This is a genomic window from Streptomyces mexicanus (assembly GCF_902506575.1).
GTDB lineage: Bacteria > Actinomycetota > Actinomycetes > Streptomycetales > Streptomycetaceae > Streptomyces > Streptomyces mexicanus.
Map to the genome: position 1 here is coordinate 288190 of NZ_LR732544.1, position 9861 is coordinate 298050.

Consider the following 9861-nt stretch of genomic DNA (forward strand, 5'->3'; position numbering starts at 1 on the left):
CTCACCTGCACAGACTCATAAGGAATCCCTGGACACCGGAGGGCCAGTTGTCCCGCTTCGCGCTCATCAAGGCAGTGCTCGGCCCGGTCATGCGCCTGATGTTCCGGCCACGGGTGGAGGGCGCGGAGCACATCCCCGGTGACGGTCCGGTCATCCTGGCCGGCAACCATCTGACGTTCATCGACTCGATGATCCTGCCGCTGGTCTGCGACCGTCAGGTCTTCTTCATCGGCAAGGACGAGTACGTCACCGGCAAGGGGTTCAAGGGCCGGCTGATGGCCTGGTTCTTCACCGGCGTCGGCATGATCCCGGTCGACCGCGACGGCGGCAAGGGCGGGGTCGCCGCGCTGATGACGGGCCGCCGGATCCTGGAGGAGGGCAAGGTCTTCGGGATCTACCCCGAGGGCACCCGCTCCCCCGACGGGCGCCTGTACCGGGGCCGCACCGGCATCGCGCGGCTGACGCTGATGACCGGCGCCCCGGTGGTGCCGTTCGCCATGATCGGCACCGACAAGATCCAGCCGGGCGGCACGGGCATGCCCCGGACCGGCCAGGTCACCGTCCGCTTCGGCGAGCCCATGGAGTTCTCGCGCTACGAGGGCATGGACCGCGACCGCTATGTGCTGCGGGCGGTGACCGACTCGGTGATGGCCGAGGTCATGCGGCTGTCCGGGCAGGAGTACGTGGACATGTACGCCACCAAGGCGAAGGCCGCGTAGCCCCGGCCGCGCGGGGCCGTCGCCCCGCGTCCGCGGGGACCGGCCTCAGAGCTTGTGGCCCTTCAGCAGGAACCAGGCCGCGGCCGCCGTCGCCAGCAGGACCGCCGCGCCCGCGCCGGAGGCCAGGTGCAGGCCGTGGACGAAGGAGTCACGGGCGGCGGACAGCAGTTCCCCGGCGGTGTGGGCGGGCAGGTCCGCGGCCGCCTCCACCGCGCCGCCCAGTGACTCGTGGGCCTGCGGCGGGGTGCCCCGCGGGCCGGTGAAGCCGCGGTAGGCGGCGGTCACGATCGAGCCGAGCAGCGCGATGCCGAGCGCGGCACCGAGTTCGTACGCCGTCTCGGAGACCGCGGAGGCGGCGCCCGCCTGCTGCCGGGGCACGCCGGCGAGGATGACGTCGGCGGTGACCGTGAAGGAGAAGCCGGCGCCCACGCCGACCACCAGCAGGGCCGTGCCCAGCAGCGGGTAGCCGGTGGAGGCGTCGAGCAGGGTCAGCGCGGCGAGTGCCAGGCCGACGGCGGCCAGCCCGCCGGAGACCACCGCCCGCACCGAGAAGCGCCGGGCGACCCGTCCGGCCACCAGGCCGGCCGCGACCGCGCCCACGGCGGCGGGCAGTTCGGCCAGCCCGGCCTCGAAGGGTCGCCTGCCCTGCACCAGTTGCAGGTACTGGGACAGGAAGAACACCAGGCCGGACATGCCGAGCACGGTGAACAGGTCGGCCACCACCGCGCCGCTGAAGCCGCGGTTGGCGAAGAGGCGGACGTCCAGCAGCGGCGTGGGCAGGGTCAGCTGGCGGTGGACGAACCAGGACAGGGCACCGACGCCCACCAGCGCGGTGACCACGACCGGCCAGGCGATGCCGTGCGCGGCGGCCTCCTTGACCGCGTACACGGCGGCGATCATGCCGACCAGGGACAGCAGGACGCTGGGCAGGTCCCACGGGCCCGGGTCGGGGTTGCGGGACTCGGGCAGCAGCTTGATCCCGACCAGGACCAGGACGGCCATCACGGGCAGGTTGATCAGGAAGACCGAGCCCCACCAGAAGTGCTCCAGCAGGAATCCGCCGGCGATGGGGCCGACGGCCGTGCCGGCGGAGGCGGTGGCGCCCCAGATGCCGACGGCGAGGCTGCGTTCGCGCGGGTCGTGGAAGATGTTGCGGATCAGGGCGAGGGTGGCCGGCATCAGGGTCGCGCCCGCGACACCGAGCAGGGCCCGCGCCAGGATCATCAGCTCGGGGCTGCTCGCGTAGGCGTTGAGCACGGATATCGCGCCGAACGCCGTGGCGCCGCCGAGCAGGATCCGCTTGCGGCCGATGCGGTCGCCGAGGCTGCCCATGGAGACGAGCAGGCCGGCGATGACGAAGGAGTAGACGTCGCCGATCCACAGCAACTGGGTGCCGGACGGCTCCAGGTCGTCGCTGATGTAGGGGGTCGCGAGACCGAGGACGGTCGCGTCGACGGCCACCAGCAGCACGGCCAGGACGAGGACGCCCAGCGCGAGCCACCGGCCCGGGCGCCGGTCCGCCTCCGTCACCGGGGCCGGCTGCAGGGTGCTGGTCATGGTTCCTCTCTTCTCAGGCGTTTCTTCTCAGGCGTTCGTACGCCGTACGCCGCCGAGCAGCAGCTCGGCGATCATGTAGGTGAAGTCCTTGCGGGCGACCCGGCCCTCGGTCACGGCCCAGGCGCCGGAGGCCAGCAGGCCGTACAGCGCCTCGGTGAGCCAGGCCGGGGTGAGGTCGATGCGGAACTCGCCGCTCGCCTGGCCGCGCCGGAACAGGGCCGTCAGGCGCTCGTCGATCCTGGCCCAGCCCGCGTTCTGCTCCTCGCCCTCGAACAGCTGGTTCTCGGTGTAGAGGAAGGCCAGCAGACCGGCCGCGGGCTCGATCGCGCGGATCAGACGGTGCACGGCCTGCGCGGCCGGACCCTCGTCCAGGCGGGCGGCCTCCAGCGCCCGCTCACACTCCGCGATGCCCAGGTCCTCCAGGGCGCGCACGAGCGCGTCGCGCCCGGCGAAGTGGCGGTGCAGGGTGGCCCGGCTGATCCCGGCGGCCTTGGCGACCTCGTCCATGGTCGCGGTGGATCTCCGGGTCAGCAGGGCGGCTGCGCTGCGCAGTACGTGGTCACGATCGAGGGCCATGAGACAAGCGTAGCCCAGGTGAGACATTCTTGTCTCATTCTGGGCATGTGTGCATCACCGGGGGAGGCGGATCCGGCTGCGGCGTGCGTCAGTGCCAGGGCAGCTGTGCGCGCCGCTCCCAGTAGGCGCGCGGGTCCTCGGCGAGGGTGGCCAGGCGGGCGAGCTGCTCGTCGTCCAGGTCGACGGCCGCGGCGTGCAGGTTGGACATCAGCTGGGGGACGGTCGCGGCGCCGGAGAGGACGACGCCGGCCCACGGGCGGCGCAGGATCAGGGCGAGGGCGACCGCGTCGCAGCCCTGGCCCGTCTCCCGGGCGACGGCCCGCAACGCCTCGGGGGCGTGCGGCTCGGCCAGCCGCCCGTTGGCCATGCCCTCCTTGACGATCACCGTGAGCCCGGCGTCGTGCGCCTCCTGGAGCGCGGGGCCGGCGGAGGTCTCCAGGGCGTTGTACGTGGACTGCACGGTCCGGAACAGCGGCTCACCGCCGACGCTCACCTCCAGCGCGGCGCGGATCGCGTCGGCCTGGGCGGGGCCGCTGGTGGAGAACCCGATGGTCAGGCCCTGGGCGGCGGCCTCGGCGAGCCGGGCGTGCAGGTCCTTGTCGGTCAGGGCCGGGCTGTCGGGGGTCACCGAGTGGATCTGGTAGAGGTCGAGCCGGTCGCCGAGCAGGGCGGCGGTCTCGGCGCGCTGGCGCTCGTAGGTGGCCGGGCCGTGGTCCTTGACCTCGTGCCGTTCGGCGTCGGTGGTCCAGTTCGCGGTGTAGGTGTAGCCCCACTTGCTGCCGATCACCACGTCGTCGATCTCGGGGTGGGCGCGCAGCCAGTCGGCGAGGAACTCCTCGGAGCGGCCGTAGGAGCGGGCGGCGTCGAGATAGCGGACGCCCTGCGCGTAGGCGGCGTCCAGCAGGTCGTGGGTGCGCGCGCGCAGGGCGTCCACGGTGCGGTCGGCGGGCAGGTCGCGTTCCCGGCCGAGGGTGATGTATCCGGGGCGCCCGACGGCGGCCAGGCCGAGGCCGATGCGGCAGGTGGGCGTGGTGGCGGCGGCCAGTCGGGCGAAGGGCATCGCGGGCTCCGTTCGGTCGGCAACTCCCTGCGGTCGCCGACCAACGTAACCCGCGACGCCGCGACGTCACTTCTTGGCGTCGGCCCAGGCGTGCTGAGCGGCCACGTCCGCCTTCAGCTCCGCCAGCTGCGCGGCGACCGCGTCGGGCGCCGTACCGCCGCGGCCGTTACGGGAGGCGAGGGCGCCGGGAACGTTGAGGACCGTGCGGACCTCGGGCGTCAGGTGGGCGGAGATCTTCGCGAACTGCTCGTCGGTCAGCTCGTCCAGCTCCTTGCCCTCGGACTCGGCGACCTTGACGCACTCGCCGGCCACCTCGTGCGCGACGCGGAACGGCACGCCCTGCTTGACCAGCCACTCGGCGATGTCGGTGGCGAGGGAGAAGCCGGCCGGGGCCAGTTCCTCCATGCGCTCGCGGTGCACGGTGAGGGTGGCGATCATGCCGGTGAAGGCGGGCAGCAGCACCTCCAGCTGGTCGCAGGAGTCGAAGACCGGCTCCTTGTCCTCCTGAAGGTCACGGTTGTACGCCAGCGGCAGCGCCTTGAGCGTGGCCATCAGACCGGTCAGGTTGCCGATCAGCCGGCCGGACTTGCCGCGCGCCAGCTCGGCGATGTCCGGGTTCTTCTTCTGCGGCATGATCGACGAGCCGGTGGAGAAGGCGTCGTGGAGGGTCACGAAGGAGAACTCCTTCGTGTTCCAGATGATGATCTCCTCGGCGATCCGGGAGACGTTCACGCCGATCATCGCGGTGACGAAGGCGAACTCGGCGACGAAGTCGCGCGAGGCGGTGCCGTCGATGGAGTTGCCGACGCTGCCGTGCTCGAAGCCGAGGTCGCGCGCCACCGCCTGGGGGTCCAGGCCGAGGGAGGAGCCGGCCAGGGCGCCGGAGCCGTACGGCGACACGGCGGTGCGCTCGTCCCACTGGCGCAGCCGCTCGGCGTCCCGGGACAGGGCCTGCACATGGGCGAGGACGTGGTGGGCGAAGAGCACCGGCTGGGCGTGCTGGAGGTGGGTGCGGCCGGGCATCGCCACGTCCGGGTGGGCCTCGGCCAGGCCGATCAGCGCGTCCTGCAGGTCCGCGATCAGGCCGCCGATGATCCGGGCGTGGTCGCGCAGGTACATGCGGAACAGGGTCGCGATCTGGTCGTTGCGGGAGCGGCCCGCGCGCAGCTTGCCGCCGAGGTCGGGGCCGAGCCGCTCCAGCAGGCCGCGCTCCAGGGCCGTGTGGACGTCCTCGTCGGCGATGGTGCCGGTGAACTCGCCGGAGGCCACGTCCGCCTCCAGCCGGTCGAGCCCGGCGAGCATCCGGGTCAGTTCGTCCTCGGTGAGGAGTCCCGCCGTGTGCAGCACGCGGGCGTGCGCGCGCGAGCCGGCGATGTCGTAGGGGGCGAGCCGCCAGTCGAAGTGGACGGACGCGGACAGTTTCGCCAGGGCCTCGGCGGGACCGTCGGCGAAACGGCCGCCCCAGAGCCGTACGTCACCGCTGTTGCTGCTCACTGCGTTGCTCCGAGAGAAGGTACGGAGGTGCCACCGCCTCCCCACCTTTCCAGGCGGGGAGGCGGCTGTCAGGCTGATGCCGTGAGGGGGACCCGCGCGTCGCGGCGGAGGTCCGCTCGCGCCCTAGGCGAGGTCGCGCTTGGCCGCGATCTTCGACGACAGGCTGTAGATGTCGATGAAGCCCTTGGCCGCGGACTGGTCGAAGCTGTCGCCCGTGTCGTAGGTGGCCAGGTTGAAGTCGTACAGCGACTGCTCGGAGCGCCGGCCGGTGACGACCGCGCGGCCGCCGTGCAGGGTCATCCGGATGTCGCCGGAGACGTGCTGGTTGGCCTCGTCGATGAAGCCGTCCAGGGCGCGCTTGAGCGGGGAGAACCACTGGCCGTCGTAGACCAGCTCGCCCCAGCGCTGCTCGACCTGCCGCTTGTAGCGGGCCAGCTCGCGCTCGACGGTGACGTTCTCCAGCTCCTGGTGGGCGGTGATCAGGGCGATGGCGCCGGGGGCCTCGTAGACCTCGCGGGACTTGATGCCGACGAGGCGGTCCTCGACCATGTCGATCCGGCCGATGCCCTGGGCGCCGGCGCGCTCGTTGAGCTGCTGGACGGCCTGCAGGACGGAGACGGGCTTGCCGTCGATGGCGACCGGGACGCCCTGCTTGAAGGTGATGATCACCTCGTCGGCCTCGCGCGGGGTGGCCGGGTTGGAGGTGTACTCGTAGATGTCCTCGATCGGGGCGTTCCAGATGTCCTCGAGGAAGCCGGTCTCGATGGCGCGGCCGAAGACGTTCTGGTCGATGGAGTACGGGGACTTCTTGGTGGTCGCGATGGGCAGGCCCTTGGCCTCGCAGAAGGCGATCGCCTTGTCACGGGTCATCGCGTAGTCGCGGACCGGGGCGATGCACTTCAGGTCGGGGGCGAGGGCGACGATGCCGGCCTCGAAGCGGACCTGGTCGTTGCCCTTGCCGGTGCAGCCGTGGGCGACGGTGGTGGCGCCGTGCTTCTTGGCGGCGGCGACCAGGTGCTTGACGATGGTCGGCCGGGACAGGGCGGAGACCAGCGGGTAGCGGTCCATGTAGAGGGCGTTGGCCTTGATCGCCGGGAGGCAGTACTCGTCGGCGAACTCGTCCTTGGCGTCGGCGACCTCGGCCTCGACGGCACCGCAGGCGAGCGCGCGCTTGCGGATGACGTCCAGGTCCTCGCCGCCCTGGCCGACGTCGACCGCAACGGCGATGACCTCGGCGCCCGTCTCCTCGGCGATCCAGCCGATGGCGACGGAGGTGTCCAGACCGCCTGAGTAGGCGAGTACGACGCGCTCGGTCACGGGTTTCTCCTCACAGTGCATTCGCTGACATGCATGAGTATGCAGAACTCTGCATGGTTCGTCAATCCGGGCGGGCGGCGGGTCGCCGCGCGGGGCCTGCGGGCGTACCCGGCGAGGTCTGCGGGCGCGGGCGGTCCGTGGGCGTGCGCACGGGCGCCTGCGGGCGTACCGGAGGATGCGCGGGGCGGCTGTCCGGACCCTGGAATCCCTTAGACAGGCGAAAGAAAAGCCCGGACAATCGCCGGGTATGGGAAAGACCTACGACCGCATAGACGGCAGGCTCCGCACCTTCATCGAGGAACAGCCCCTCTTCTTCACCGCGACCGCCCCGCTCTCCGGCGACGGCACGGTCAACCTCTCCCCCAAGGGCCTCAAGGGCTCCTTCGCCGTGCTCGACGAGCACACCGTGGCCTATCTCGACTTCGCCGGGTCCAACGCCGAGACCATCGCGCACCTGCGGGAGAACGGCCGGATCACCCTCATGTGGTGCGCGTTCCAGGGCCCGCCGAACATCGTGCGCGTGCACGGGCGCGGCGAGCCCGTCTTCCGCGACGACCCGCGTTTCGCCCAGCTCCTCGGGCACTTCCCCGGCATCGACTGGAGCGTGCACGGGCTGCGCGCCGTCATCGTCGTCCACGCCGAGCTGATCCGGGACACCTGCGGCTACGCGGTGCCCTTCATGGCGTACGAGCAGGACCGCGACCTGCACGGCAAGCGGTTCGCCCGCGAGGACGACGCCTCGCTCAGCGGCTACTTCGCCAAGAAGGAGCACGTGGCGACCAGCCTGGACGGGCTGCCCGGGCTGCCCCTGCCGCTACCGCCGTCCCCGGTCTGACACCGGCCGCTCGCGGTCCGGGGTGCCCGTGCCCGGGGGGTGCAGGGGCAGCCGGACCGTGACCGCCGTCGCGCCCGGGCGGCTGTCCAGGGCCACGCTTCCGCCGTGCGCCTCCGTCCCCGCCGCCACGATGGACAGGCCCAGGCCCGCCCCGGCACCGCCGGAGAGGTCGGTGCGGCGGCGGTCGGCGCGGGTGAAGCGTTCGAAGACGCCCGGCCGGACCTCCGCCGGGACCCCGGGCCCGTCGTCGTGGACGCACAGGGACGCGGTGTCCGCGCCGGTCTCCAGGGTGACGGTGACCTCGGTGCCCTCGGGGGTGTGCAGCCGCGCGTTGGCCAGCAGGTTGGACACCACCTGCTGGAGGCGGTGGGCGTCGCCGGGCACCGTCACCGGATCCTCGGGCAGGTCGAGCGTCCAGCGGTGCCCGGGGCCCACGGCCCGCGCATCCGTGACCGCGTCCAGCACCAGCCGGGTCAGGTCCACCGGGCGGCGCTCCAAGGGGCGGCCCGCGTCCAGCCGGGCCAGCAGCAGCATCTCGTCGACCAGCTCGCCCATGCGGGCGGACTCGGCGGCGATGCGTTCCAGGGCGCGGGTGACCTCAGGGGGCACCGGGCCCGGGTGCAGCAGCGCCAGCTCCGCGTGGCCGCGCACCGAGGCGACCGGGGTGCGCAGCTCGTGGCTGGCGTCGGCGGCGAAGCTGCGCAGCCGCTTCTCGCTGGCGTGCCGTTTGGTCAGCGCGTCCTGCACGTGGTGGAGCATGCGGTCGAAGGCGGTGGAGACCCGGCCCACCTCGCTGCGCGGGTCGGCCGGCGGGGTCCGCGGCGCCGGCAGCGCCACCTCGCCGCTGGCCAGCGGCAGCTCGCTGACCCGGGTGGCGGTGGCCGCGACCCGGCTCAGCGGCCGCAGCGACCAGCGCACCCACACCGCTCCGGCGACGCCGGCCAGCGCCAGGGCCGCGCCGAAGACGACCCCGGCGACCCGTTCGAGCCGGTGGACGGTGGCCCGGACGGGTTCCATCGGCTGCCCGGTGATCAGGACGTCGCCGTCCCGGCCCGGCCAGGCCATCAGCCGGTAGTCGCCCAGGGCGGAGACGGACACCGTGTGGCCGGTGCGGTTCGCCGGGAGGGCGGCCAGCGCCCTGCGGTCGGCGGCGGTGAGGGCGACGGCGAAGTCCGGGTGGGCGCGGGAGGGGACGACCGCGGCGTTGGTCACCGTGCCGTCCACCAGGCGGGCGCCGAAGGTCTCGGCGGCCTGGCGGCGGGTGTCGCCGTGCTCGTCGCCGTCGTGGTCGGAGGGCTTGGCCGCGCCGGTGCCCTCTGCCGGGCCGCGGGCGGTGCCGTGCTCCAGGCTCTGCGCGAAGCTCGGCCCCGTCTGCGCCAGCTGCTCGTCCAGCCGGCCGGTGAGGAAGCCGTTCAGCCCGACCACCGCGGCCACGCCCACGGCGGCGCAGCTGACGGCCAGCAGCACCACCAGTCCGGCGGTGAGCCGGGCCCGCAGCGTGCGCGGCCGCGGCAGCCGCCGTGTCCACCGGGCCGCGGCCCGCGCCGCCCCGGTCACCGGACCGCCGGCTTGAGCACGTATCCCGCGCCGCGCACCGTGTGGATCATGGGTTCGCGGCCCGCGTCGACCTTCTTGCGCAGGTAGGAGATGTACAGCTCGACCACGTGGGCCCGGCCGCCGAAGTCGTAGGACCACACCCGGTCCAGGATCTGGGTCTTGCTGAGCACCCGGCGCGGGTTGCGCATCAGGAAGCGCAGCAGCTCGTACTCGGTCGGCGACAGCTCGATCAGCTCGCCGGCCCGGGTGACCTCGCGGGCGTCCTCGTCCATGACCAGGTCGCCCACCATCAGCCGCGGGCCGTCCGCCGACTGCCGGGCCATCCCGGCGCGCCGCAGCAGGCCGCGCAGCCGGGCGACGACCTCCTCCAGGCTGAACGGCTTGGTCACGTAGTCGTCGCCGCCCGCCGTGATCCCGGCGATGCGGTCCTCCACGGCGTCGCGCGCGGTGAGGAAGAGCACGCACACGTCGGGCCGCACGGTGTGCAGCGAGCGCAGCACGGCGAAGCCGTCGGTGTCGGGGAGCATCACGTCCAGCACGACCGCGTCGGGCAGCAGCTCGCGGGCGGCGGCGAGCGCCGGCCCCACGCCGTCGGGCCGGCCGCGACGCCCCCCCCCCCCGACGGCCTCCCCCCGCCGCGCCCGCCTGCCCCCGTGCGCCCCGGCCGGCGCCCGCCCTTCCCCCCCCCGCCCCACCCCCCCGCCGGCCCCCCCCCCGGGGCGCCCGCCGGCGCCCGCCGCGCGCGC

General features: G+C 73.3%; 9 protein-coding genes. 2 read left to right on the forward strand and 7 right to left on the reverse strand.

Translation table 11 applies throughout. The annotated features are described in order from the left end of the window. The first annotated feature begins 47 nt into the window (after nucleotides 1-47). The gene (locus GV126_RS01335; RefSeq protein ID WP_159662038.1) at nucleotides 48-719 is read left to right on the forward strand and encodes a lysophospholipid acyltransferase family protein; all 672 of its coding nucleotides are present in this window, start codon (nucleotides 48-50) and stop codon (nucleotides 717-719) included. Between the two features lie 45 nt (nucleotides 720-764). Here the strand turns inward: GV126_RS01335 and GV126_RS01340 are convergent, their stop codons facing one another. From GV126_RS01340 to GV126_RS01360, 5 genes are all read right to left on the reverse strand, one after another. Continuing rightward, on the reverse strand, nucleotides 765-2276 hold the full coding sequence (locus tag GV126_RS01340) for an MFS transporter (RefSeq protein WP_159662039.1): 1512 nt from the start codon (nucleotides 2274-2276) through the stop codon (nucleotides 765-767). 27 nt (nucleotides 2277-2303) lie between these two features. Continuing rightward, nucleotides 2304-2852 (reverse strand): TetR/AcrR family transcriptional regulator, encoded by a 549-nt coding sequence (locus tag GV126_RS01345; protein ID WP_236569832.1) that lies wholly within the window; start codon nucleotides 2850-2852, stop codon nucleotides 2304-2306. A gap of 88 nt (nucleotides 2853-2940) precedes the next feature. Then, a complete protein-coding gene (locus GV126_RS01350; protein WP_159662040.1) occupies nucleotides 2941-3912 on the reverse strand; it encodes an aldo/keto reductase in 972 nt (323 codons plus the stop codon). A 66-nt stretch (nucleotides 3913-3978) separates the two neighbouring features. Next, nucleotides 3979-5406: an argininosuccinate lyase gene (argH, locus tag GV126_RS01355; protein ID WP_159662041.1), complete on the reverse strand. Its 1428-nt coding sequence runs from the start codon at nucleotides 5404-5406 to the stop codon at nucleotides 3979-3981. A 123-nt stretch (nucleotides 5407-5529) separates the two neighbouring features. Further along, complete coding sequence (locus GV126_RS01360) at nucleotides 5530-6723, reverse strand: argininosuccinate synthase (protein WP_159662042.1); 1194 nt, start codon at nucleotides 6721-6723, stop codon at nucleotides 5530-5532. A 247-nt stretch (nucleotides 6724-6970) separates the two neighbouring features. On the opposite strand from GV126_RS01360, the gene GV126_RS01365 reads away from it, so the two are divergent. Then, on the forward strand, nucleotides 6971-7558 hold the full coding sequence (locus GV126_RS01365) for a pyridoxamine 5'-phosphate oxidase family protein (RefSeq protein ID WP_159662043.1): 588 nt from the start codon (nucleotides 6971-6973) through the stop codon (nucleotides 7556-7558). On the opposite strand, the gene GV126_RS01370 is transcribed toward GV126_RS01365, so the two are convergent. Together GV126_RS01370 and GV126_RS01375 are read right to left on the reverse strand one after the other, a co-directional pair. Further along, nucleotides 7538-9115 carry a HAMP domain-containing sensor histidine kinase gene (locus GV126_RS01370; protein ID WP_236569833.1) on the reverse strand — a complete coding sequence of 526 codons (1578 nt, stop codon included), beginning with the start codon at nucleotides 9113-9115 and terminating at the stop codon, nucleotides 7538-7540. The genes GV126_RS01365 and GV126_RS01370 overlap by 21 nt on opposite strands. Beyond that, nucleotides 9112-9810 carry a response regulator transcription factor gene (locus GV126_RS01375; RefSeq protein WP_438947870.1) on the reverse strand — a complete coding sequence of 233 codons (699 nt, stop codon included), beginning with the start codon at nucleotides 9808-9810 and terminating at the stop codon, nucleotides 9112-9114. Before GV126_RS01375 ends, GV126_RS01370 begins: the two co-directional genes overlap by 4 nt. Nucleotides 9811-9861 lie beyond the last annotated feature (51 nt).